The organism is Sphingomonas sp. BRN-1R (genome assembly GCF_057748035.1).
In genome coordinates, this window is record NZ_CM173236.1 from 1456582 (window position 1) to 1480159 (window position 23578).

Genomic DNA, 23578 nt, shown 5'->3' on the forward strand with positions numbered 1-23578 from the left:
GATTTAGACATGCCGAAGCGCGTGCTGACGGGACTGATCGTCTCGGACAAGGGCGACAAGACGGTGGTCGTGAACGTGGAGCGCAAGGTCAAGCACGCGCTGTACGGCAAGATCATCCGTCGTTCGAAGAAGTATCATGCTCACGACGAGAGCAACGAGTACAAGCAGGGTGAAACGGTGCGCATCGAAGAGACCGCGCCGATCTCCAAGCTGAAGACCTGGAAGGTGATCGATCGGGTGAACACCCATGCGACGCCGGAACGAGTCGACGTCGACGCGTAAGCGTCAATACTGAGGCGGGGTCCGGTCGGAATCGGCCCCATATGAGAAGGAAGCGGATCTATGATCCAGATGCAGTCCAATCTCGACGTCGCTGACAACAGCGGTGCGAAGCGGGTCATGTGCATCAAGGTGCTTGGGGGTTCCAAGCGCCGTACTGCCAGCGTCGGCGACATCATCGTCGTCAGCGTCAAGGAAGCGGCCCCGCGCGGCCGCGTGAAGAAGGGTGACGTGCATCGCGCCGTCATCGTGCGCACCGCGAAGGACATTCGCCGCGCCGACGGTTCGGTGATCCGCTTCGACGGCAACGCCGCCGTCCTGGTCAACAAGAACGAGGAGCCGATCGGCACCCGTATCTTCGGCCCGGTCGTGCGCGAGCTGCGTGGCAAGAAGCACATGAAGATCATCAGCCTTGCGCCGGAGGTGCTGTAATGGCCGCCGCTAAGATCAAGAAGGGTGACCGCGTCATCGTCCTGTCCGGCAAGGACAAGGGCAAGACCGGCGAAGTGACCCAGGCGTTCCCGAAAGACGGCAAGGTCGTCGTCGCGGGCGTCAACGTCCACGTCCGTCACACCAAGCCGACCCAGGGCGACCCGCAGGGCGGCCTGAAGCGTTCGGAAGCACCGCTCGACGCATCGAACGTCGCGCACGTCACCGCCGACGGCAAGCCGACGCGCGTCCGCTTCGAGATGCAGGACGGCAAGAAGGTCCGCGTCGCGGTCAAGACCGGGGAGAAGATCAGTGGCTGATGCCTACAAGCCCCGGATGAAGGGCATTTACGACGATCGCATCGTCAAGGCGATGACCGAGAAGTTCGGTTACAAGAACCCGATGGAGGTTCCGCGTCTCGACAAGATCGTCCTCAACATGGGCGTCGGCGAAGCGACGCAGGACAAGAAGAAGGTCGACAAGGCAGCTACCGAAATGGAGCTGATCGCCGGCCAGAAGCCTGTCATCACCAAGGCGAAGAAGTCGATCGCGCAGTTCAAGCTGCGTGAAGGCATGCCGATCGGTGTGAAGGTCACGCTGCGTCGCGAGCGCATGTACGAGTTCCTCGACCGCTTTATCACGATCGCGCTGCCGCGCGTCCGCGATTTCCGCGGCCTGAACGACAAGAGCTTCGACGGGCGCGGCAACTACGCCTGCGGCCTCAAGGAGCAGCTGATCTTCCCGGAAATCAGCTACGACCAGGTCGATCAGATCCGCGGCATGGACGTGATCGTCGCGACGACCGCGAAGACCGACGACGAGGCGCGCGAGCTGCTCCGTCTGTTCGGTTTCCCGTTCCCGATTGAAGCCGACGCAGAAAAGAAGGCGGCATAAGATGGCAAAGCTGAGTTCGATCAACAAGAACGAGCGCCGCAAAGCGCTGGTCAAGAAGTATGCGCCGAAATATGCCGCGCTGAAGGCGATCGCCGCCGACACGACGTTGGACGATGGCGAGCGCATGATCGCGCGCCTGAAGATGGCCGAGCTTCCGCGCAACGGCAACCCGACGCGCATTCGCAACCGGTGCGAGCTGACGGGTCGTCCCCGCGCTTACTACCGCAAGTTCCGCCTCTGCCGCGTGCAGCTTCGCGATCTCGCCAACAAGGGCATGATCCCGGGCGTCACGAAGTCGAGCTGGTAAGGATCACGAGATGGCATTGACCGATCCCCTGGGTGATATGCTCACCCGCATCCGCAACGGCCAGCGCGCGCGCAAGGACTCGGTCCTGACGCCGGGCTCGAAGCTGCGCATCCGTGTGCTCGACGTGCTCCAGCGCGAGGGCTATATTCGCGGCTACAGCGAAGAGCAGATGGGCCCTGCGGCCGGCATTCGCATCGAGCTGAAGTATTTCGAGGGCCAGCCTGCGATCAAGCACGTTGCCCGCGTGTCCAAGCCGGGTCGCCGCGTCTATTCGGGTTCGACCGAACTGCCGCGCGTCATGAACGGCCTTGGCATCACGATCGTTTCGACGCCGAAGGGCGTTCTCTCGGACGCCGAAGCGCGCGAGCAGAACGTCGGCGGCGAAGTGCTGGCGGAGGTATTCTGATGAGCCGCATCGGTAAGAAGCCGGTCGCGATCCCAAGCGGTGTCACCGCGACGATCGACGGCGGCAAGCTGAACGTGAAGGGCCCCAAGGGCACCCTAAGCCTGACGCTGCGCGAAGAGATCACCTATGCGCTCGAGGACGGCGGCATTTCGGTGCAGCCGGCCAACGACAGCAAGGCGGCCCGCGCGTTCTGGGGCATGCAGCGCACGATGGTGCAGAATCTCGTCACCGGCGTGACCGAGGGCTTCACCAAGAAGCTGCTGATCAACGGCGTGGGCTACCGCGCCGCCGCACAGGGCAAGGTGCTCAACCTGAAGCTCGGCTACAGCCACGACGTCAACATCGACGTGCCGGAAGGTCTTGAGGTCAAGACCCCCGACAACACGACGGTCGAGATTTCGGGCGCCGACAAGCAGAAGGTCGGTCAGCTCGCCGCAGAGGTCCGTCGCTGGCGCAAGCCCGAGCCGTACAAGGGCAAGGGCATCAAGTACGACGGCGAGTTCATCTTCCGCAAGGAAGGGAAGAAGAAGTAATGTCGACCAAGGGTATGTCTCTCTTCGAGAAGCGGCGTCGCCGCAACCGCTCCGCGCTGCGTGCGCGGGGTTCGGGCCGTCCGCGCCTTTCGGTGCACCGTTCGGGCAAGCACATCTACGCGCAGGTGATCGACGATGCGGCTGGCCGCACCGTCGCCTCGGCCTCCACGCTTGAGAAGGACGTGCGTGGTACGTCCGGCGCCAACATCGACGCGGCGACCGCCGTCGGCACCCGCATCGCGGAAGCGGCGAAGGCCGCCGGCGTGACGCAGGTCGTGTTCGATCGCGGCGGCTTCCTGTTCCACGGTCGCGTCAAGGCGTTGGCGACTGCCGCGCGTGAAGCCGGATTGGAGTTTTAAGAATGGCCGACACCAACGAAATCCAGTCGCAGGAAGGCGCTCCGGCCGAGGCCGGCACCGCCGAGGCCCCGGCGAACCCCAACAACCGTGGTCCGCGTGGCGGCCGTGGTCGCGGTGGTCCTCCGGGCGGCGGCAACAACCGTGGTGGCCGCGACAACCGTGGCGGCCGTGACAACCGTGGCCGTGGCGGCCCCGGCGGTGCGGACGATGGCGGCGAGGAGCTGATCGAGAAGCTCGTCCATATCAACCGCGTGTCCAAGACGGTGAAGGGCGGCAAGCGCTTCGGCTTCGCGGCGCTGGTCGTCGTCGGCGACGGCAAGGGCCGGGTCGGCTTCGGTCATGGCAAGGCGCGCGAAGTGCCGGAAGCGATCTCCAAGGCGACGGCCGCAGCCAAGAAGGCGATGGTCCGCGTTCCGCTGAAGGAAGGCCGCACGCTGCATCACGACGGCAACGGCCACTTCGGTGCCGGTCTCGTCACGCTGCGTTCGGCGCCGCAGGGCACCGGCATCATCGCGGGCGGCCCGATGCGCGCCGTCTTCGAATCGCTCGGCGTTGCCGACGTGGTGACGAAGTCGGTCGGCACGTCCAACCCGTACAACATGATCCGCGCGACCTTCGAAGCGCTGACGTCGCAGACCAGCCCGAAGGCGGTTGCGCAGCGTCGCGGCAAGAAGATCGCCGATCTGCTGGGCCGTGGCGGCTCGCAGACCGCCGAGGCTGACGCCGCGGCCGTGACGGAGTAACAGACATGGCAACCATCAAGATCACGCAGACCGGTTCGCCGATCCGCCGCGAGAAGGACCAGCGCGCGACGCTGATCGGTCTCGGCCTCAACAAGATGCACCGCGTTCGCGAGCTGGAGGATACCCCCGAGGTTCGGGGCATGATCCGCAAGGTCGCGCACATGGTGAAGATCATCGAGGCGTAAGCCCGTCCCATCCGTTTCGGGTGGATCAGATCATAGATCTGCGTTAAGGGAGCGGCCGATCGGGGAGATCGGCCGCTCTTATGCTGAATAACGTCCAGGCATTGCGCGCGCTCGCCGCGCTGCTCGTCGTCCTCGTCCATGTCGGCGGTATCGCGCATCTCGGTCTTGGCGGGCTGTTCCGGTTCGGCCATGCCGGCGTGGACCTGTTCTTCGTCATTTCGGGGTTCGTGATGGTGTACACCTTCGCGCGCCGCCCGCTGTCGCCCGCCGGCTTCCTGCTCAATCGCATCATCCGTGTCGTGCCGCTGTATTGGGCATTCACGATTCTGCTCTTCGTTGTGGCGATCGTGACCGGCTACCCGCTGATGCAGGCCACGCCACCGACGCTCGCGCACTTCCTTCAGTCGCTGGCGTTCGTCCCGTTCCGCCAGCCGAGCGGGGTGATGGAGCCGCTCTATTTTCTCGGCTGGACACTCAATTACGAAATGATGTTCTACGCGCTGTTCGCCGCCGCGATCGCGGTCGGTGGCGGGCGGACCTCGCGCGTGGTCGGGGTGGCGAGCGCGGCGGTGGTGGCGCTGGTTGCGGCGGGTTGGCTGCTCGCGCCGCGCGTGGCGTGGCTAAGCTTCTACACCGCGCCGATTATGCTCGCGTTCGCCATCGGCATGATGCTCGCCTATGCGGTGGTGCGTGGTGTGCTCGTTCGGCCGCCGCTTGCCGGTGCAGCCCTGCTGGTCGGCGCGTTGGTGCTGCTGTGCGCGCCGCAGATCGGACTACGCATCCATAGTCCCTGGCTTGGGCTTGCGTCGGGGGTGATCGTCGCCGGTGCGGTGGCGCTTGAGCAGGCAGGGATTTACACGCGCAGCCGGGCGGTGCTGCTGCTAGGCGCGGCGAGTTACGCGCTCTACCTCAGCCATCCCTTTGCGACGGCGTTTTCGGACCGGGTAAGCGCGCATGTGCCTGCGGGAGCGGCCTTGACGGTCGCGTTGCTGGTAAGCCTCGGCGTTGCGATCCCGCTCGCGTTGGCGCTACATTTCGTGTTCGAGCGGCCGGCGACGGCGGTGCTGCGGCGGCTGATCGACCACCGTCGTCCGATCGTGGATATTGCCGAGGATGCCGTGGTCGAGACGATCGCGCAGGCGGGGCCGGTCGAGCGGGGGGAGGCCCCGCAGATTCAGGGGTGACAAAGCTCGCACGCATCGCTATGCGCCGCCGCTTCCATTCACGCGCGACAGAAGCGAAAGCGAGTGCATCCCATGAAATTGAACGAACTTCGCGACAACGACGGCGCCCGTAAGTCCAAGATCCGCGTCGGCCGCGGTATCGGCTCGGGCAAGGGCAAGACCGGTGGGCGCGGCCAGAAGGGCCAGAAAAGCCGCGAGGGCGTCAGCATCGCCGGCTTCGAAGGCGGTCAGATGCCGCTTCACATGCGTCTGCCGAAGCGCGGCTTCAACAACATCTTCGCCAAGGACTACGCCGAGGTGAACCTGGGCGCAATTCAGAAGGCGGTCGACGCGGGCAAGATCGAGGCCGGTGCGGCGCTCGACCACGCCGCGCTCAAGGCGGCAAACCTGGCCCGTGGCGGCAAGCATGGCGTGCGCCTGCTCGGCAAGGGCGAGCTGACGGCCAAGCTCAGCTTTACCGTCGCCGGCGCGTCGAAGGGCGCAATCGAGGCGGTCGAGAAGGCCGGTGGTTCGGTGTCGGTGATCGAGGTCGTTCCCGCCGCCGAGAAGGCCGCCGCCAAGAAGGGCGTCAAGTATCGCGAGCGCAAGGCCGACAAGGCCGCCAAGATCGCCGCCAACGCGTGATCTGACCGCCCCGTCGCGCACAAACGCGACGGGGCGAGGGCGTCGCGGCCAACTCCGCGACGACAATGGCGCTAGGCAACCCCAAACGCATGACTATATGAGCGGCGGGGCGGTTAAACGCTTTCCGCCGTTTTTGTTTCCTAGACCGTTTGATTCGGGACGACTTCCAGCATGGCATCCGCAGCCGACCAGATGGCCTCAGGCCTGAGCCTGTCGAAATTCGCACAGGCGACCGATCTCAAGAAGCGCCTTTGGTTCACGATCGGCGCGCTGATCGTGTTCCGGCTGCTCAGCTACGTGCCGCTGCCCGGCATTGACCCGACGGCGCTCAGCCAGCTCTCGCAATCGACGAGCGGCGGCGTGCTCGACTTCTTCAACGCTTTCTCGGGCGGCTCGCTCAAGCGCATGAGCCTGACCGCGCTCGGCGTGATGCCCTACATCACCGCCTCGATCGTGATCCAGCTCGCCACGTCGCTGTCGCCGACGCTCGCCGCGATCAAGAAGGAAGGCGAGAGCGGGCGCAAGCGGCTCAACCAATATACCCGCTACGGCACGGTCGGTCTGACGGCGGTGCAGGGCTATTTCATCGCGGTGGGTCTTGAGACGCTCGGCGCCAATCAGGGCGTGCAGGCGGTGGTCGACCCGGGCCTGATGTTCCGCATCGCGGCGGTGATCTCGCTGATCGGCGGCACCATGTTCCTGATGTGGATCGGCGAGCAGATCACCAGCCGCGGCATCGGCAACGGCATGTCGCTCATCATCATGGCCGGCATCGTCGCGAACCTGCCGACGACGCTGTACAACCTGTTCGAGGGCGGCCGTTCGGGCAACCTCGACGGGTTCCGCATCGTCGGCATCGTCGTCGCGGTGGTCGCGCTGGTGCTGTTCATCTGCTTCATGGAACGGGCCCAGCGTCGCATCTTGATCCAATATCCCAAGCGGCAGACGCAGCGTGGCATGCAGGCCGATCGCAGTCATCTGCCGCTCAAGATCAACACCGCCGGCGTGATCCCGCCGATCTTCGCCTCGTCGCTGCTGCTGATGCCGCTGACGATCATGCAGTTCGCCGGCAAGCGCGTCGAGGGCAACAGTTGGTGGAGTGACGTGATCCTGACGCTAAACCAGTATCTCCAGCACGGCTCGCCCGTGTACATGCTGCTGTACGGCGCGGGCATCATCTTCTTCTCGTTCTTCTACACCGCGGTGGTGTTCAACCCCGAGGAGACGGCGGACAATCTCAAGCGCTATGGCGGCTTCATCCCCGGCATCCGTCCGGGCAAGAATACCGAGATCTATTTCGATTACGTGCTGACCCGCATCACCGTGCTCGGTGCCGGCTATCTGGCGATCATCTGCCTGCTGCCGGAGGAGCTGGTGTCGATGCTCCAGATCCCGTTCTATCTCGGCGGCACCAGCCTGCTGATCGTCGTCAACGTGACGATGGATACGGTGACTCAGATCCAGAGCCACTTGCTCGCGCATCAATATGGCGATCTAATCAAGAAATCGAAGCTGAAGGGCGGTCGGCTGCGTTGAGGCGCGGCTGACCGGATGAGGGGAATGGGGACTTGAACATCATTCTGCTGGGGCCGCCGGGTGCGGGCAAGGGCACGCAGGCGAGCCGTCTCGAAACGACGCGGGGCATGGTCCAGCTCTCGACCGGCGACATGCTGCGCGCCGCGCGCAAGGCCGATACCCCGCTTGGCGCCAAGGTGGCGGCGGTCATGGACTCGGGTGCGTTGGTGTCGGACGAGATCGTCTCGGCGCTGATCGACGACAAGCTCGGGTCGCTTTCGGCGGATCAGGGCACGATCTTCGATGGCTATCCGCGCACCGCTGCGCAGGCGGAATCGCTCGATGCGATCCTCGCCAAGCACGATCGCAAGCTCGACACGGTGATCGAACTCGAAGTGAACGAGGATGCGCTGGTCGAGCGGATCGTCGGCCGCTACACCTGCGCCAAGTGCGGCGCGGGCTATCACGATCACTTCAAGCAGCCCGCCGTTTCCGGCGTGTGCGATGTGTGCGGCTCGACCGAGTTCAAGCGCCGCCCCGACGATAACGAGGAGACCGTGCGCACCCGCATGGCCGAGTATCGCGCCAAGACGCTGCCGATCCTGCCGTTCTACGAAGCGCGCGGGCTCGTCACGCGGGTCGACGGCATGGCGGACATCGAGCAGGTCAGCACACAGATCTCCGCTATTCTCGACCGCTGAGGCTTACGGTACGATCCGGAAGCTGTAGGTGTAGGTCTTAGGCGTGCCGTTCAGGTTCACGTTGGCGATCGTCACGTCGTAGGTGACGCCGGTGGTGAGCCCGGCCACGTTGAACTGGATGTTGTTGGGCAGGCCCATGCCGACATTGTCGGAGCTGATGTTCGACACGGTCAGGGGCGCGCCATCGTGCACCGCGACCTGCACCGTCGCGTTGGTGTACGTCACCGAAGCGTTGGCGTAGCGCGTCTTGGTATAGGCGATCGCGCTGAACGACAGCAGCGCGTTGGTCTTGAAATAGCGCGCCGGGTAATCGCCATAGGGATAGGCGACGAACTCGGGCAGGGTGCCGCCTGCCGGGGCGGTGCCGGTGGTGTTGAACACCTTGAGGGCGGCATAGTCGAGGATCGAGCCGGTTCCGCCGCTGACGATCGTGCGGCCGTAGCTGAAGGTGGTCGCGAACGGGTTGAGCAGCCAGCGGCGGTGGCCGACGTTGTTCGCGACGACGTTGTCGGTCTCCGCCATCCAGCCCGCCAGGATCGCGTCGTCCGACTGCGGCGGCAACGCGGCGCCCTGCGTGAAGCCCGAAAGGTTGCTCGCTGCGGCGGCAGCCGCACCGGCGTCGGTATAGCATTTCCACGTCGTCGGCGGGGTGTGGCTCATCGCCTTGTTGGCGGCCATCATCAGCGATGCCTGTTGCGCGGATTGTTCGTCGTCGGTCGAATAGCCGACCGGCGGCAGGTGGTGCAGCGCGCGCAGATTGTTGATCAGTTCGAGCATGTGCGCGGTGACGCTCGGCTTGAGCTGGCCGGGCAGGCAGTTGGTCGCGCTCGGCTGGGTCGCATAGAGCGCGGCGGCAGTGGAGACGTTGTCGGGACCGGTCGCCACGGCGGGCGTCGCCGCTGGCGTGGGCGTCGGCGTCGGGGTTGGCGAAGCGGTCGTCGTGTCCGACGTGATCGTTTGCGCAGGCGCGGTGACGACCGGGGTGATCGTGCTGCCGCCTGAGTCGCTGCCGCCGCAGGCGGTGGTGAGCAGAAGCACTGCGAAAGGAGCGAGTTTCTTCATCGGCGTGGCGTCTCGATTATCGGGCGAATACCTCATTGTAGGTGAGCGGCGCGCGGGCTCGGCCGCACTCGCAATGCTACGGAGGCGGTCGATGACATCTTCTTCATCCACGCTTCATCGGCACGCCAAACCGACCCGCCTAGAACAGCGTCATGGCCGCAGCGTACGGCCGCGAAAATGTCGAGATCGGCGTCCGCACTCCCGGGGGCGCCGTTGGCCGGCGGAAGGCTTGCTTTCCGCCGGCCTCATTTCATTCTAGGCTAAAGGTCCCGCCCGGAATGCCCGAGTCCATGACCCGTAAGATCCTGATTGTCGAAGATGATGCCGGCACCGCCGCCTACCTCGCCAAGGGACTGGGCGAAGCGGGTTTCTCGATCGAGACCGCGGCCGATGGGCGCGACGGGCTGTTCCTTGCCAGCGAAGGCATTTTCGATCTCATCATCGCCGATCGCATGCTGCCCGGGCTCGATGGCCTCGCCATGATCGGCGCGATCCGCGCGGCGGGTATCCGCACGCCCGCGCTGATGCTGTCGGCGCTCGCGACCGTGGATGACCGGATCGACGGGCTGAAGGCGGGCGCGGACGATTATCTGTGCAAGCCGTTCTCCTTCGCGGAACTGTTCGCGCGGATCGAGGCGCTGCTGCGCCGGGTCGATCTCGCGGTGGTGAAGAACCAGGTGACCAAGCTCAGCGTCGGCGATCTCGAGATCGACCTGCTCGCGCGCACCGTCACGCGCGAGGGGCGGGCGATCCCGCTCGGCGCGCGCGAGTTCAACCTGCTCGAATATCTCGCCCGGCACGCCGGACAGGTGGTGACGCGCACGATGATGCTCGAAAAGATCTGGAACTACCATTTCGATCCGGGCTCGAACGTGGTCGACGTGCATATCGGGCGGTTGCGGCGCAAGATCGAGGATGGCTTCCGCGCGCCGATCCTGCATACCGTGCGCGGTGCCGGATACCGACTCTCTGCCGACGGCTAAGCGCCCGTTCCGCCTGACCGTCACCGCGCGCATCGCGCTGCTGGCGATCGGGCTGGCGCTGGTGTCGAACCTTGTGCTGGTCGCGTTCGTGTGGCGGCAGATCCATGACGATGCGGTCGATGCGCTGCGTCGCGACACGATCGAGCAATCCGACGCGCTCGTCTCGGTCTGGCGGTCGGGAGGCGAGCAGGCGCTCGCCCGCGCGATCGCGGAGGCGCGCGCGCCCGGCGACCTGTCGCTGATCCTCGCCATCGTCGATCAGGGCGGCAGGCGGCGTGTCGGCGTGGGGCCGCAGGACATCGCGCTGGTCGGCGCGCCCGAGCCGACCAGCTTCCGCATCGGCACGATCGGCGGCGACCGGCCGTGGTCGGAACGCGAGGCGGGCTATTCGGTGCGGCAGATCGGCGCGAACTTCCTCATCAGCGGGCGGCTGCTCGACGACTGGGAGCAGGAACAGCGTGGTATCGAGCAGGCGATGGTGGCCGCGACCTTGCTGTCGCTCGCGCTCGGCCTCGTCGTCGGTCTGGTGGTGACGCGCTACGTCGGCCGACGGCTCAACGAGGTCGCGGATGTGATCGAAGGGGTGGCGGCGGGCGATCTCACCCGGCGCGTGCGCGGCGTGGCGGGCGGGCAGGATGCGTTCGACCGGCTGGCCTCGCGGCTCAACGCGATGCTCGACAAGCTCGAACGGCTGATGACCGAGTTGCGCGTGGTTACTGACGGGTTCGCGCACGATCTGCGCTCGCCGCTCGCGCGGCTGCGCAGCAAGGCGGAGGCGGCGGTGCTCCAGGCCGATCCCGAGCAGCGCGAAGCGGCGATGGGCGGGCTGCTGGTCGAGACCGATCTGGTGATGCGGATGCTGACGACGCTGATCGAGATCAGCCGCGCCGAATCCGTCTCGCGCGACCGCTTCGCCAGCGTCGACCCGGCCGCGCTGGTGGAGGAGATCGCCGAGCTGTACGCCCCGGTGGTCGAGGATGCCGGCATGACCTTCACCACGAGGATCGAAGCGGAAGGCGAGCCTGCGGGCGAACGGGTGATCCTGCACCGCGAACTGATGACGCAGGCAATCACCAACCTGATCGACAATGCGCTGCGCCATGCGGGCGCGGGCGGGGCGGTGACGCTGCGGCTGGCGCGCGACGACCGCGAGTTGCGCGTCCAGGTCGAGGATCGTGGCCCCGGTATCGCGCAGGCCGACCGCGCGCTGGCGCTGCGGCGCTTCGGGCGGCTCGATGGCGCGCGCACCACGCCGGGGGCCGGGCTCGGCATGGCGCTGGTCGAGGCGGTCGCGCGGCTGCACGGCGGGCGGCTCGACCTTGGCGACAATGCGCCGGGTCTGCTCGCCGCGATCGTCGTGCCGGTCGCCTGATGCGGCGGAACCTTCGTGCGCGTAAGGCTTTATCGGTGGCCCGCCAGGCGTGGGTGCGACTCGCTTGACAGCGGGTGTGCGACTCCTTACCTGCCCGCTATTCCGACCCACCGGCTACCGGCGGCGCTTCGTGCGCGCGCCGCTGTCGTGCGTTTCGGAAAACGGCAACGCGTTGAGATGGGGCATGCAGCCATGCAGGCCCTGTGGAGCAGGAGAAAGAGTTTCATGGCACGTATCGCGGGCGTCAACATCCCGACCAACAAGCGCGTGGTGATCGCGCTCACCTATATCCACGGTATCGGCGATACCAAGGCGAAGGAAATCACTGCCAAGCTGGGCATCGAGCCGGCACGCCGCGTTCAGGACCTGACCGACGCCGAAGTGCTCCAGATCCGCGAGACGATCGACGCCGACCACACGGTCGAGGGTGATCTTCGCCGTCAGACCGCGATGAACATCAAGCGTCTGATGGATCTGGCCTGCTATCGCGGCCTGCGTCACCGCAAGGGCCTGCCGGTCCGCGGCCAGCGCACGCACACCAACGCGCGCACCCGCAAGGGCAAGGCGAAGCCGATCGCGGGCAAGAAGAAGTAAAAATCAGTCCGGGGGACTGTTTTTAACCTCTTCTCCGCCGGAGGCGCGCCGGGCGCTAACGTCCGCAGCCTCCCGGTCTCAGTATTTCGGGATATAGGAACAAAGAAATGGCACGCGAACCTCAGCGCATCAAGCGCCGCGAGCGGAAGAACATCACCTCGGGCGTGGCGCATGTGAACGCCAGCTTCAACAACACCATGATCACGATCACCGATGCCCAGGGCAACGCGATCTCGTGGTCGTCGGCGGGCATGATGGGCTTCAAGGGCAGCCGCAAGTCGACCCCGTATGCGGCGCAGGTCGCAGCGGAAGACGCCGGCAAGAAGGCCGCCGAGCACGGCGTGCGCACGCTCGAAGTCGAAGTGAAGGGCCCGGGTTCGGGCCGTGAATCGGCTCTGCGCGCGCTTCAAGCGGTCGGCTTCCAGATCACCTCGATCCGTGACGTGACGTCGATCCCGCACAACGGCGTTCGCCCCTCGAAGCGCCGCCGCGTCTGAATTCGTCTCGTCCGCGCGCGGTTCGCTGCCAGTCGCGGACGATTCGCCCAAGGCCGGAGTTGCCCTCCCGCTCCCGCCCAAAACCAAGGGGAAGCCCGTGTCCGTCAATGCTAAGAACTGGCAGGAATTGAAGAAGCCCAACGGCCTCGAAGTGAAGCCGGGCGGCGATCCCAAGCGCAAGGCGACCTTCGTCGCCGAGCCGCTCGAGCGGGGTTTCGGCCTGACGCTCGGCAACGCGCTGCGCCGCGTGTTGCTGTCGTCGCTCCAGGGTGCCGCCGTCACCTCGATCAAGATCGAGAACGTCCTGCATGAATTCTCCTCGCTCGCCGGCGTGCGCGAGGATGTGACCGACATTGTCCTCAACGTGAAGCAGATCGCGCTGCGCATGCAGGGCGAGGGGCCGAAGCGCCTCCAGCTCTCGGCGACCGGCCCGGCCACCGTCACGGCGGGCGACATCGCGGTTTCGGGCGACATCGAGGTGATGAACCCCAAGCTGGTGCTGTGCCATCTCGACGACGGCGCGACGCTCAACATGGAACTCACCGCCGATGTCGGTAAGGGCTATGTCGCGGCGGTCGCCAACCGTCCGGCCGATGCGCCGATCGGCCTGATCCCGGTCGACGCGCTGTATTCGCCGGTGCGGCAGGTGTCGTACAAGGTCGAGAACACCCGCGTTGGGCAGGAACTCGACTACGACAAGCTGACGCTCAACGTCGAGACCGACGGCACCGTCACGCCTGAGGACGCTGTCGGCTATGCCGGTCGTATCCTTCAGGACCAGCTCGCGCTGTTCGTCCACTTCGACGATTCGGCGATGACGCGCTCGGCTCCGATCGGTGTCGCTGCACCTGCGGCCACGAGCGAAGTCGCCGGCGACACGCAGCAGATCAACCGTTACCTGCTCAAGAAGGTCGACGAGCTCGAACTGTCGGTGCGTTCGGCCAACTGCCTCAAGAACGACAACATCATCTACATCGGCGATCTGGTTCAGAAGACCGAGGCCGAGATGCTGCGCACGCCGAACTTCGGCCGCAAGTCGCTCAACGAGATCAAGGAAGTGCTGTCGTCGATGGGTCTCCGTCTCGGCATGGAGATCCCCGGCTGGCCGCCGGAGAACATCGAAGAGATGGCCAAGAAGCTCGAGCAGGAGATTATGGGCTGAGCCGCACCGGGGCAGCGCAAGCTGCCCCGGAGACGGCGAAAGCCCGGCCGGCGGGTCGGCGCAAGTCGAACCCGTCCGACGACGCGGCTTTGCCGCGGCGTAGCTCCCTAAGGGTCGGGTGCCCTACTCATAAAGACCCCAGCTTTCGCTGGGGTGACGGGTTTTTCGGTGGGCTCTCCCGTCCCCACCAGGTCTGGGGTTCCGTGACACGGCCCCTTAACGAACGAAAGGATTGAACCATGCGTCATCGTGTTGGCGGTCGTAAACTTCAGCGGACCTCGGCTCACCGCATCGCGCTGTTCCGCAACATGTCGGCAGCGCTCATCAAGCACGAGCAGATCACCACCACCGTCGCCAAGGCGAAGGAACTGCGCCCCTACGTCGAGAAGCTCGTCACGCTCGCCAAGAAGGGCGGTCTTTCGAACCGTCGTCTCGCGCATGCGCGTCTGCTCGACGATGCGATGCTGGTGAAGCTGTTCGATGTGCTGGCCGATCGCTATTCGGCTCGCAACGGCGGTTACACCCGCATCATCAAGGCCGGCATCCGCGCTTCGGACGCATCGCCGATGGCGATCATCGAGTTCGTCGATCGCGACGTCTCGGCCAAGGGCCAGGATTCGGGCCCGGTGATGAACGAGGATGATTACGAGGACGCGTAAGCGCAGCGAAGCTGCGCACGCCTTCCGTCCTCGTACGGCCGGCGAAGCGTAGCTTCGACCGACGACGCGGCTTTGCCGCGTCGCGGCCTCATGCTTCACCGTTCGAGTTTCGGCTGTGCTCGACACGAACGGTCTGGAATGAGATTGAAAAAGGAGTCGCACCGGATACGGTGCGGCTCCTTTTTCACTTCGGGAGTTGTTGATGCGCCGCGCCCTTCCGCTGATTGCGCTCGTTATCTCCAGCCCGCTCCCCGCCCAGACCAGCAAGGCTCCCGCCATGACCTATCCCGCCACCCCCCGCGTCGATCAGGTCGATGAGCAGTTCGGCGTGCACGTCGCCGATCCGTACCGCTGGCTCGAGAACGACGTGCGCACCGATGCCAAGGTGCAGGCGTGGGTCGATGCGCAGACCGCGACCACCAACGCCTATCTCGCGACGCTGCCGGGCCGCGAGATCCTCGCGACGCGGCTCCAGCAGTTGCTCGATTACGAACGCTTCGGGCTGCCGGTGAAGAAGGGTACGCGCTACTTCTATTCGCGCAACGCCGGCTTGCAGAACCAGGCGGTGCTGTACGTACGCGATAGCCTGAACGGCGAAGGCCGCGTGTTGATCGACCCCAACGGCTGGTCGAAGGACGGCGCCACCGCGCTCGGCGAGTGGGTGCCCTCCGAGGATGGCGGGAAAGTGCTCTACACCGTGCAGGACGGCGGCACCGACTGGCGTACGATCAAGGTGCTCGATATCGCGACCGGCAAGCTGCTGCCCGACACGATCGAGTGGGTGAAATTCTCCGGCCTTTCCTGGGCGAAGGACGGCTCCGGCTTCTATTACTCGCGCTTCCCGGAACCACCGTCGGGCGAGAAGTTTCAGGCGCTCAACGAGAACCAGAAGATCTATTTCCACACGCTCGGCCAGCCGCAATCGGCCGACCGTCTGATCTACGAAACGCCCGATCATCCCAAGCGCGGCCACGGTGCGCAGCTTACCGAGGACGGCAAGTGGCTGGTCATCACCACCACCGAGGGCACCGACAACCGTTACGAGATCACCGTCATCGATCTCGCCGCGGCGCACCCGACCCCGCGCACGATCTTCAAGGGGCTGGAGAACGAGTGGACCCTGGTCGGCAACGAAGGCGCGAACTTCTACTGGTCGACCAACAAGGACGCGCCACGGCTGCGGATCGTCTCGACCAACCTCGATGCGCGCTCGGCCGTGCCGCCGATCCATGAGGTCGTGCCCGAGGACAAGAACGGCGCGGTGCTCGAAAGCGCGGCGATCCATGGCGGCAAGCTGATCGCCGACTATCTGGTCGATGTGAAATCCGAGGTGCGCCGTTACGCGCTCGACGGCACGCCCGAGGGCAAGGTGGCGCTGCCCGGCATCGGCGCGGTGACGGGGGGAAGCGGCGCGCAGGATGACAGCGAGACCTTCTACGCCTTCACCAGCTTCGCCACGCCGACGACGATCTACCGCTACGACGTGAAGACCAACCAGTCGACCGTCTGGGCACAACCCAAGGTCGCGTTTGATCCCGCCGCTTATGGGGTCGAGCAGCGCTTCTACGCCTCGAAGGACGGCACCAAGGTGCCGATGTTCGTCGTGCGCCGCAAGGACGTGACCGGGCCTGCGCCGACCTTGCTGTACGGTTACGGCGGGTTCAACATTTCGGTGACGCCCGCCTTCTCGGCGACGCGGATCGCGTGGCTGGAGCAGGGCGGGGTGCTCGCGGTGGCGAACATTCGCGGCGGCGGCGAATATGGCAAGGCGTGGCACGACGGCGGGCGGCTCGCCAACAAGCAGAACGTGTTCGACGATTTCATCGCGGCCGGCGAGTATCTAAAAAGCCAGGGCATCACGTCCCCGGACGGGCTCGCGATCCAGGGCGGCTCCAACGGCGGGTTGCTCGTCGGCGCTGTCACCAACCAGCGGCCCGATCTGTTCGCGGCGGCGTTGCCGGCGGTGGGCGTGATGGACATGCTGCGCTTCGACCGGTTCACCGCCGGGCGCTATTGGGTCGACGATTACGGCTATCCCGCGAAGGAAGCCGACTTTCGCGCGCTGTACGCCTATTCGCCGTACCACAACGTCAAGGGCGGGCGCGACTATCCGGCGATCATGGTCGAGACCGCCGATACCGACGATCGCGTCGTGCCGGGGCACAGCTTCAAATATGCGGCGGCGTTGCAGGCGGCGGATATCGGCCCCAAGCCGCATCTGATTCGTATCGAGACCCGCGCCGGCCACGGCAGCGGCAAGCCGACCGACAAGGTGATCGCCGAAACCGCCGACAATTGGGCGTTCGCGGCGAAGTGGACCGGGCTTGCCATCAAGCCGGTCGAGTAAGCGACGAGCAGGGGGCGCCGCAGCGCCCCTGCCGATATCACCGCGCGGACAGCACCGTCGCGGTCGAGAGCGCCTGGCGCGCAACCTGGTGCGACCAGACCGAGTCGCCGGTCGGCGTTTCCAGCATCACATTGTCGAGCGCGAGTGCGCGTCGGTACGTCGTGGCGGCTTCACCGGGTCGGTCGGCGCGCAGATAGGCCTGCGCGAGTTCGATCGCGGCACCACCATCTGCGGGGTTCACGCGGGTAACGGCTTCGAGCGTCGCGACCGAGCCGGGCGCGGCGGGGGCGGCCACTGCCGGTGCCGACAGCGGCGCGGCGACAAGCAAAGCGAGAGCAATCAGTTTTGCCATGACAACATCCTTCCATTCACCGCTTGATCGCGATGTTACAGAATGATGACATATATGCGTCCGTTTTGTGAAACGGTTTTTTGTTACAGTGTGCGCAGGCCCACGCGCGGGGTGGCGCGATCGGGTGCGAGCCGGTATCGGGCCGCATGACACATCCCACCGATTCGATCCTCATCATCGACTTTGGCAGCCAGGTGACCCAGCTCATCGCGCGGCGCGTGCGTGAGGCGGGGGTCTATAGCGAGATTGCCCCCTTCACGACCGCCGCCGAAGCGTTCGCGCGGATGAGCCCCAAGGGCGTGATCCTGTCGGGCAGCCCGGCCTCGGTGCTCGACGAGAACAGCCCACGCGTGCCGCCGGTGATCTTCGACAGCGGCGTGCCGGTGCTCGGCATCTGCTACGGCCAGCAGGTGATGATGCAGCAGCTCGGCGGCGAGGTCGTGCTCGGCGAATCGGGCGAGTTCGGGCAGGCGTTCATCACCATCCAGGACGAATGCGTGCTGTTCGACGGGCTTTGGCAACGCGAGGAGCGCCATCAGGTCTGGATGAGCCACGGCGACAAGGTGATCGATCTCGCGCCCGGCTTCCGCCCGGTCGCGGTGTCGCCCGGCTCGCCCTATGCGGTGGTGGCCGACGATGCGCGCCGCTATTACGCGACCCAGTTCCACCCCGAGGTGGTCCATACGCCCGATGGCGCCAAGTTCCTCGCCAATTTCGTCCGCCACGTCTGCGGCCTGTCGGGCGACTGGACGATGGCCGAGTTCCGCGCCGCCAAGATCGCCGAGATCCGCAAGCAGGTCGGCAGCGGCCGGGTGATCTGCGGCCTGTCGGGCGGGGTCGATTCGGCGGTGGCGGCGGTGCTGATCCACGAGGCAATCGGCGAGCAGCTCACCTGCGTGTTCGTCGACCACGGCCTGATGCGATCGGGTGAGGCCGATCAGGTCGTCAGCCTGTTCCGCAATTCGTACAACATCCCGCTCGTGCACGTGAATGCCGAGGCGACGTTCCTGGAGGGGCTGGCTGGCGTCACCGACCCCGAGAAGAAGCGCAAGTTCATCGGCGCGGCGTTCATCGATCTGTTCGAGGCCGAGGCCAAGAAGGTCGGCGGCGCGGATTTCCTAGCGCAAGGCACGCTCTATCCCGACGTGATCGAGAGCGTCAGCTTCACCGGCGGCCCTTCGGTCACGATCAAGAGCCACCACAATGTCGGCGGCCTGCCCGAGCGCATGAACATGCAGCTTGTCGAGCCGCTGCGTGAGCTGTTCAAGGACGAGGTGCGCGCGCTGGGCCGCGAACTGGGCCTTCCCGAGGCGTTCGTCGGACGGCATCCGTTCCCGGGGCCGGGCCTTGCGATCCGCATCCCCGGCGAAGTCACTAAGGAACGCTGCGACATCCTGCGCAAGGCCGATGCGATCTACCTTGAGGAGATTCGCAACGCCGGCTTGTACGATGCGATCTGGCAAGCGTTCGCGGTGCTGCTGCCGGTGCGCAGCGTCGGCGTGATGGGCGACGGGCGCACCTACGACAGCGTGCTGGCGCTGCGCGCCGTCACCTCCACCGACGGCATGACCGCGCAGGCGTTCGAATTCCCCGGCGGCTTCCTCGCGCGTGTCTCGACGCGGATCGTCAACGAGGTACGCGGCGTGAACCGCGTGACCTACGACTATACGAGCAAGCCGCCCGGCACGATCGAGTGGGAATGAACGGCCGCGCTATCGGCGTAGCGCGGCGAGGTCTTGCCCGAACATAGCGGCAAGCGCCTCGTCGAGCGGCGCGCCGTCGCGTCGCACCGCTTCGGTCACATCGCGGCGCCACGATGCGAACGGGCCCTGGCGTTCGGAATGGTTCTGCCCGGTGCCCATTATGTAGAGGCCGCTCACCGGCAGGCGCGCGAGCGCAACGCCGAGCCGCGCCGCGCTTTCGGTCCATTCGTGATGCGAGCCGAGCGCAAGGTGGGGATCGTGCCGCCACGGCGTCGCGTCGCCGGGCACGACCCGCCCAATCGTGCTGGAGCCGCACAGTTCGTCAAAGCCGAAGCCGTCGCCGAGCGGGAAGGGGGCGGCGCGCAAGCTCGCATAGTCGAGCGCCACGCCGTCGGGCACGATCCCGCCGACCGCACCGGGCGCGATCGTCGCGCGCGCTGCCGCCACCAGATCGCGCGACACCCAATCGTCGGCATCGAGGAACATCAACAGGCCGCCACCGCGCTCGCGCACGGCCTGCTTGACGAGCCACTTCTTGCGGCCGCCGTCGTCGTTGGCGGCGGTCGGCTCGGCGACCGACCAGTCGGCGGCGAGGCGGACGAAGCGCGGGTCCGCCGCCACCTGCCGCCACGGCGCGGGTGTGTCGTGCGCGGCGAGGAACACGCGGAAATCGCCATCGCGCTGCGCCAGGACCGAACGTAATGTCAGGTCGAGCAGATGCTCGACCAGCGGCCAGTCATCGCACGCGTCGCGCGCGATCAGGGGAATGCCGAAGGTGAACGGCTCGGTCATGCCGCCGCCCGCGCAAGCTGCGCGACATGCGCGCCGTACAGGTCGACGCAGCGGCTGTGCGCCTGCGCGATGGCAACGTCGGCAAGCCATTCGGCGAGCGTGGCACGCACCGCCGGCAGATGGCGCTGAATGCTCAGATCCTCCTCCTCGTTGCGGTTGAAGATCGCCCAATTCTCGTCGCGCGGCCACCGCTCCGGCCCCAGTCCGCCGCCGCGCGCGTGCTTGGCGAGATAATCTTCCCAGGTGCGGGTGTTGTAATGGTTGATCTGGGCGAGCGCCCACGAGACCGTGCCAGCTTCGCTTTGCAGGAACGTCTCCGAGCGAGCGTATTGCTCCGGCAGCGGCGCGCCCGCGCCGTCGACCGGTCGCAACGTCGCCACGCACTCCTCGCGCGCGAAGCCGGGGCCGTGCGGGAGCAGCGGACAGTGATAGGCTTGCGGGTGGCGGAACAGCGTCTTGAACGACCAGTTGACGCCATTGTCGCGGACGGCGGCACGCGTGAAGCGCTCCAGCACCGGCTCGGGCGACCAGTGCCGGTGGCCGGCGGCACCGAAGATCCGCCAGTTGATGAGGAATGCGGTCGCCGCCGGCACCGCGCCGAGCAGATCGGCGACCATGCCCGCACCGACATGCACGTTGAGGAACTCGTCGGCGTCGAGCACCATCACCACCTCGGGCCAATCGTCCGCCAGCAGCGCCTGCGCCTGTTGGTAGGCGAACAGTTGCGCCTTGTCGTCCGGGGCAGGGGTGCAGCGCAGGTGCCGCACCAGCCCGCGCCCTTCCAGCCGGTCGAGCAGATCGGGCGATCCGTCCACGCAATCGTTGGTGCAGACGATCACCTCGGTAAAGCCGATCGCGCGATGATAGGCGAGCCATTCGAGGAGGTACGGCCCCTCGTTGCGCATGGTCGCCACCAGGGCGATCCGCTGGTCCGTCATCTGCGCCCCCATCGTCTTCGTCACCGCGCACAACGAAGCTGCGCCGCGGGCGATCCCCGCTTGACGCGCGGGCAGCCTCAAGATGCGAACGCAGCCTTCAGGGCGCGTTTGGTACGCGCCCGCCGCGCCGCACGATGCCCAGCCACAGCACGGCGAACGACACCAACGCCAGCAGCGCCGCCAGCGCGAACGCCGCGCCGGGAATCCCGTGTTCCGCCCCCACCGCGAGCGTCTGCGTCATTGCCAGCGGGCCGAGCACCTCCGCCACGCTGCCCACGCTCGCCATGCCGCCTTGCAGCGCGCCCTGATTGGCCGAATCGACGCTGCGCGACAGCAAAGCGTTGATGCCGGGGAAGACGAGCCCGCTCAGCGACCCGAACGCGATCAGCGCGAACACCATCCACCCGGCGGTCACCAGGTTGAGCGCGGCGAAGGTGACGATCGCGACGGCCATGCCGATCATCACGGTGCGCGCCTCCCCGAAGCGGCGGATCGCGCGGCCGGTGACGAACACCTGCGTCAGCGCCATCGTCACGCCCGATGCGGCGAGCGACAGGCCGGTCCAGTGCGCGCTCCAGCCGAAGCGGATCTCGCACCAGAACGCCCAGGTGGCGGGATAGACCATCTGCCCGAGCTGCCAGCAGAACGCGACGATCAGCAGCGGCGCAGCGCCGCCGGCGTGGAACAGCGGCCCGAACGCGCCGAACGCATTGGCGCGCCGCCAGTCGAACGCCCGGCGATCGGCGGGCTTGAGCGTCTCCGGCATGGCGACCGCCATCCACGCCGCATTCGCCACCGCCAGCCCGCCGGCGACGAGGAACGGCGCGCGCGGGCCGAAGCCCGCCAGCAGCCCGCCGATCGCGGGGCCGATGATGAAGCCCGCGCCGAACGCCGCGCCCATCAGCCCGAAGGTCTCGCCGCGTTTCTCCACCGGCGTCACGTCGGCGAGCACGGCATTGGCGGGGCCGTAGATCGCACCCGCCACGCCGGCGATGATCCGGCCGAGGAACAACCAGCCGATCGTCGGCGCGAACGCCATCAGCGCATAATCGATCGCAAAGGCCACCATCGCCGCGAGCAGCACCGGCCTACGTCCGAACCTGTCACCGAGATTGCCGAAGATCGGCCCCGCGAAGAACTGCGCGGCGGCGAACGCGATCAGCAGCGCGCCGCCGGTGCGTGCCGCATCGGACAGGCTGCCGCCCTTCAACTGCACGATCAGCGCGGGCAGCACCGGCATGACGATGCCGAAGCCGATCGTGTCGATCAGCACGGCGGCCAGCACGATCGGCACCGCGCGATGTTCGAACCGCATGTTTGTTCCGACTCTCCGCCGCCAAGCGGGGGCGGCTAGCACGGCAGGCGCGCTTTTAGAACAGCAGCTTGGTGCCGACCACCATCAGTGTGATGGCGAGGATCGTGCGCAGCACGCCGTCGGACACGCGCGCGGACACGAGGCTGCCGATAATGATGCCCGGCACAGACCCGATCAACAGGCTGCCGAGCAGCCCGAAATCGACCGCGCCCATTGCCCAGTGGCCGGCGCCCGCGATCAGCGTGAGCGGCACCGCGTGCGCGATGTCCGAGCCGACCAGCCGGTTGGTCGGCAGTTGCGGATAGAGGGCGAGCAGCGCGGTCATCCCGATCGCGCCCGCGCCGACCGAGGTGAGCGACACGAGCACGCCCAGCAACACGCCGAGCGCGACCGTCAGCAGTCCGATACGGCGCTGGCTCAACGCCTCCATCACCGGCGCGATCGCGGTGACGATCAGCGTGCGGAACAGCATCGCGATGGCGGTGATGATGAGCGTGACGCCCAGCACGACCGTGACGACCTCGACCGTGTGCGCATCATGCTTGTCCGCATAGCCGAGCGCGATCAGCGTCAGGACCGTCGCGGGAATGCTGCCGAGCGCGAGCAGGCGCACCACGCGCCACTCCACCGTGCGGTTGAAGCCGTGGACGCCGGTGCCGACCGACTTGGTGGCGGAGGCGTAGAGCAGATCGGTGCCCACCGCCGTCACCGGGTGGAAGTTGAACAGCAGCACCAGCAACGGCGTCATCAGCGAGCCGCCGCCGACGCCGGTCAGCCCCACGAGCATCCCCACCGCGAAACCGGCCACCGAATAGAGCGGGTTGATACCGGCAAGAATCATGCAGCAGCCTTTTGCAAGCGAAGCCTTTGAAAGCAATCGGACGCGCCATGCACCGCACGCCCCGGTGCCGCAACAAACAGAAGCTTGTCGGCGCCCGCGCGTGGGTTTGCGGCGCGACCGGCACCGCTAGGGGATCATGCGGGGTTGACCAATATTCGTAATAACCCGGCAGCCGTTCGTCTTGCCGGAAAACCAACCGATCCGGCGTAGCTAGGTTATTGCGCCGCACCATCGAAAGAGAGACAATCTCCCAATGGGAGAAATCATTCGCGAGTCGCTGGCTGCTCATCTTCGATCGATGTCGATCGACAACTTTGCCATTTTCGGAGACACCGTTCGTATCGGACGGACTCATTGGGCCGCGAGTGAATGTCGCTGTGGCGATCCCGAGTGTGACGGCTGGTCGCTCGAACCGCTGGTGATCGCCGGTCTGACGATCGATGCATCGCGCAAGATCGCACGCGACGCGCACTGATCCTGAGCTGCCGCACGCCGGTCGGCACGCAACATCCTTTCCCCTCACGCGGAACCTGCGCCAACATTGATCGTTGATGAACGGACAAAGACACCATTCTGGTGTTTTAAGGTTTTTAACGAATTCAGCGATACGTCGGTCCGTCGATGAGCCGAAGCGCTCGCGGCGGCGTGATTAGGAGAGAACAATGGGTCGCGTGGAGCAATCGCGAAGCAAGTTCGCACCCGACGAACTGAAGGGCGCTGAAATCATCGGCGGTGTCGTGCTCGGTGGTGCTTTCAGTCTGGTGATCTGGGCCGGGATCATCAGCTTCTTCGTTCTGTAACC

Annotated in this window: 30 protein-coding genes; 24 read left to right on the top strand and 6 right to left on the bottom strand. The window is 66.1% G+C overall.

Translation table 11 applies throughout. The features are described 5' to 3' along the window. Positions 1-9: 9 nt before the first annotated feature. The 14 genes from rpsQ (at position 10) to AC3ANX_RS06705 (ending at position 8159) form a co-directional block, all read left to right on the top strand. The gene (gene rpsQ / locus AC3ANX_RS06640) at positions 10-282 is read left to right on the top strand and encodes a 30S ribosomal protein S17 (RefSeq protein WP_242150038.1); all 273 of its coding nucleotides are present in this window, start codon (positions 10-12) and stop codon (positions 280-282) included. Between the two features lie 60 nt (positions 283-342). Beyond that, entirely contained in the window at positions 343-711 is a 369-nt protein-coding gene (gene rplN / locus AC3ANX_RS06645) for a 50S ribosomal protein L14 (protein WP_093226344.1), read from the top strand. Then, positions 711-1028, top strand: coding sequence for a 50S ribosomal protein L24 (rplX, locus tag AC3ANX_RS06650; protein WP_242150041.1), 318 nt, complete (start codon positions 711-713; stop codon positions 1026-1028). Before rplN ends, rplX begins: the two co-directional genes overlap by 1 nt. Continuing rightward, positions 1021-1602, top strand: coding sequence for a 50S ribosomal protein L5 (gene rplE / locus AC3ANX_RS06655; protein WP_488336213.1), 582 nt, complete (start codon positions 1021-1023; stop codon positions 1600-1602). The genes rplX and rplE overlap by 8 nt, the downstream gene beginning before the upstream one ends. Before the next feature lies 1 nt (position 1603). Beyond that, positions 1604-1909, top strand: coding sequence for a 30S ribosomal protein S14 (gene rpsN / locus AC3ANX_RS06660; protein ID WP_488336214.1), 306 nt, complete (start codon positions 1604-1606; stop codon positions 1907-1909). Between the two features lie 10 nt (positions 1910-1919). Further along, positions 1920-2315, top strand: a complete 396-nt coding sequence (rpsH, locus tag AC3ANX_RS06665; RefSeq protein ID WP_488336215.1) for a 30S ribosomal protein S8 — start codon at positions 1920-1922, stop codon at positions 2313-2315. Next, positions 2315-2848 carry a 50S ribosomal protein L6 gene (rplF, locus tag AC3ANX_RS06670; protein WP_242150051.1) on the top strand — a complete coding sequence of 178 codons (534 nt, stop codon included), beginning with the start codon at positions 2315-2317 and terminating at the stop codon, positions 2846-2848. The genes rpsH and rplF overlap by 1 nt, the downstream gene beginning before the upstream one ends. Continuing rightward, positions 2848-3207 (top strand): 50S ribosomal protein L18, encoded by a 360-nt coding sequence (gene rplR, locus AC3ANX_RS06675; protein WP_488336216.1) that lies wholly within the window; start codon positions 2848-2850, stop codon positions 3205-3207. The genes rplF and rplR overlap by 1 nt, the downstream gene beginning before the upstream one ends. Positions 3208-3209: 2 nt before the next feature. After that, positions 3210-3950, top strand: coding sequence for a 30S ribosomal protein S5 (gene rpsE, locus AC3ANX_RS06680; protein WP_488336217.1), 741 nt, complete (start codon positions 3210-3212; stop codon positions 3948-3950). Positions 3951-3955: 5 nt separating this feature from the next. Beyond that, positions 3956-4135, top strand: coding sequence for a 50S ribosomal protein L30 (rpmD, locus tag AC3ANX_RS06685; RefSeq protein WP_488336218.1), 180 nt, complete (start codon positions 3956-3958; stop codon positions 4133-4135). 80 nt (positions 4136-4215) lie between these two features. Next, on the top strand, positions 4216-5319 hold the full coding sequence (locus tag AC3ANX_RS06690; RefSeq protein WP_488336219.1) for an acyltransferase family protein: 1104 nt from the start codon (positions 4216-4218) through the stop codon (positions 5317-5319). A gap of 72 nt (positions 5320-5391) precedes the next feature. Beyond that, the gene (gene rplO, locus AC3ANX_RS06695; RefSeq protein ID WP_488336220.1) at positions 5392-5943 is read left to right on the top strand and encodes a 50S ribosomal protein L15; all 552 of its coding nucleotides are present in this window, start codon (positions 5392-5394) and stop codon (positions 5941-5943) included. Between the two features lie 171 nt (positions 5944-6114). Then, entirely contained in the window at positions 6115-7479 is a 1365-nt protein-coding gene (secY, locus tag AC3ANX_RS06700) for a preprotein translocase subunit SecY (RefSeq protein WP_488336221.1), read from the top strand. Between the two features lie 32 nt (positions 7480-7511). Beyond that, complete coding sequence (locus AC3ANX_RS06705; protein ID WP_488336222.1) at positions 7512-8159, top strand: adenylate kinase; 648 nt, start codon at positions 7512-7514, stop codon at positions 8157-8159. A 3-nt stretch (positions 8160-8162) separates the two neighbouring features. Here AC3ANX_RS06705 and AC3ANX_RS06710 read toward each other — a convergent pair whose 3' ends face one another. Continuing rightward, positions 8163-9221: a CAP domain-containing protein gene (locus AC3ANX_RS06710; protein WP_488336223.1), complete on the bottom strand. Its 1059-nt coding sequence runs from the start codon at positions 9219-9221 to the stop codon at positions 8163-8165. Between the two features lie 290 nt (positions 9222-9511). On the opposite strand from AC3ANX_RS06710, the gene AC3ANX_RS06715 reads away from it, so the two are divergent. The 7 genes from AC3ANX_RS06715 (at position 9512) to AC3ANX_RS06745 (ending at position 16835) form a co-directional block, all read left to right on the top strand. Beyond that, positions 9512-10204, top strand: a complete 693-nt coding sequence (locus tag AC3ANX_RS06715) for a winged helix-turn-helix domain-containing protein (protein ID WP_488336224.1) — start codon at positions 9512-9514, stop codon at positions 10202-10204. After that, a complete protein-coding gene (locus tag AC3ANX_RS06720) occupies positions 10173-11576 on the top strand; it encodes a sensor histidine kinase (RefSeq protein ID WP_488336225.1) in 1404 nt (467 codons plus the stop codon). The genes AC3ANX_RS06715 and AC3ANX_RS06720 overlap by 32 nt, the downstream gene beginning before the upstream one ends. A gap of 225 nt (positions 11577-11801) precedes the next feature. After that, positions 11802-12170 carry a 30S ribosomal protein S13 gene (gene rpsM, locus AC3ANX_RS06725; RefSeq protein ID WP_488336226.1) on the top strand — a complete coding sequence of 123 codons (369 nt, stop codon included), beginning with the start codon at positions 11802-11804 and terminating at the stop codon, positions 12168-12170. A gap of 107 nt (positions 12171-12277) precedes the next feature. After that, positions 12278-12667, top strand: a complete 390-nt coding sequence (gene rpsK, locus AC3ANX_RS06730) for a 30S ribosomal protein S11 (RefSeq protein ID WP_034161671.1) — start codon at positions 12278-12280, stop codon at positions 12665-12667. 97 nt (positions 12668-12764) lie between these two features. Then, a complete protein-coding gene (locus AC3ANX_RS06735) occupies positions 12765-13829 on the top strand; it encodes a DNA-directed RNA polymerase subunit alpha (RefSeq protein WP_488336227.1) in 1065 nt (354 codons plus the stop codon). 239 nt (positions 13830-14068) lie between these two features. Further along, positions 14069-14488 carry a 50S ribosomal protein L17 gene (gene rplQ, locus AC3ANX_RS06740; RefSeq protein ID WP_488336228.1) on the top strand — a complete coding sequence of 140 codons (420 nt, stop codon included), beginning with the start codon at positions 14069-14071 and terminating at the stop codon, positions 14486-14488. Between the two features lie 202 nt (positions 14489-14690). After that, positions 14691-16835, top strand: a complete 2145-nt coding sequence (locus AC3ANX_RS06745) for a prolyl oligopeptidase family serine peptidase (RefSeq protein ID WP_488336229.1) — start codon at positions 14691-14693, stop codon at positions 16833-16835. 37 nt (positions 16836-16872) lie between these two features. Here AC3ANX_RS06745 and AC3ANX_RS06750 read toward each other — a convergent pair whose 3' ends face one another. Next, complete coding sequence (locus tag AC3ANX_RS06750; protein ID WP_488336230.1) at positions 16873-17187, bottom strand: hypothetical protein; 315 nt, start codon at positions 17185-17187, stop codon at positions 16873-16875. Positions 17188-17333: 146 nt separating this feature from the next. On the opposite strand from AC3ANX_RS06750, the gene guaA reads away from it, so the two are divergent. Continuing rightward, positions 17334-18890, top strand: a complete 1557-nt coding sequence (guaA, locus tag AC3ANX_RS06755; protein ID WP_488336231.1) for a glutamine-hydrolyzing GMP synthase — start codon at positions 17334-17336, stop codon at positions 18888-18890. A gap of 9 nt (positions 18891-18899) precedes the next feature. Here guaA and AC3ANX_RS06760 read toward each other — a convergent pair whose 3' ends face one another. The 4 genes from AC3ANX_RS06760 to AC3ANX_RS06775 all read right to left on the bottom strand — a co-directional run bounded on the left by AC3ANX_RS06760 (position 18900) and on the right by AC3ANX_RS06775 (position 22776). Further along, positions 18900-19682 carry a glycosyltransferase family A protein gene (locus AC3ANX_RS06760; RefSeq protein ID WP_488336232.1) on the bottom strand — a complete coding sequence of 261 codons (783 nt, stop codon included), beginning with the start codon at positions 19680-19682 and terminating at the stop codon, positions 18900-18902. After that, positions 19679-20620 (bottom strand): glycosyltransferase family 2 protein, encoded by a 942-nt coding sequence (locus tag AC3ANX_RS06765; protein ID WP_488336233.1) that lies wholly within the window; start codon positions 20618-20620, stop codon positions 19679-19681. The genes AC3ANX_RS06760 and AC3ANX_RS06765 overlap by 4 nt, the downstream gene beginning before the upstream one ends. Positions 20621-20717: 97 nt before the next feature. Continuing rightward, the gene (locus tag AC3ANX_RS06770; RefSeq protein ID WP_488336234.1) at positions 20718-21935 is read right to left on the bottom strand and encodes an MFS transporter; all 1218 of its coding nucleotides are present in this window, start codon (positions 21933-21935) and stop codon (positions 20718-20720) included. 55 nt (positions 21936-21990) lie between these two features. After that, the gene (locus AC3ANX_RS06775; protein ID WP_488336235.1) at positions 21991-22776 is read right to left on the bottom strand and encodes a sulfite exporter TauE/SafE family protein; all 786 of its coding nucleotides are present in this window, start codon (positions 22774-22776) and stop codon (positions 21991-21993) included. A 253-nt stretch (positions 22777-23029) separates the two neighbouring features. On the opposite strand from AC3ANX_RS06775, the gene AC3ANX_RS06780 reads away from it, so the two are divergent. Together AC3ANX_RS06780 and AC3ANX_RS06785 are read left to right on the top strand one after the other, a co-directional pair. Then, positions 23030-23251, top strand: a complete 222-nt coding sequence (locus AC3ANX_RS06780) for a hypothetical protein (RefSeq protein WP_488336236.1) — start codon at positions 23030-23032, stop codon at positions 23249-23251. A 187-nt stretch (positions 23252-23438) separates the two neighbouring features. Next, positions 23439-23576: a hypothetical protein gene (locus tag AC3ANX_RS06785; protein ID WP_488336237.1), complete on the top strand. Its 138-nt coding sequence runs from the start codon at positions 23439-23441 to the stop codon at positions 23574-23576. The last annotated feature ends 2 nt before the right edge of the window (positions 23577-23578 follow it).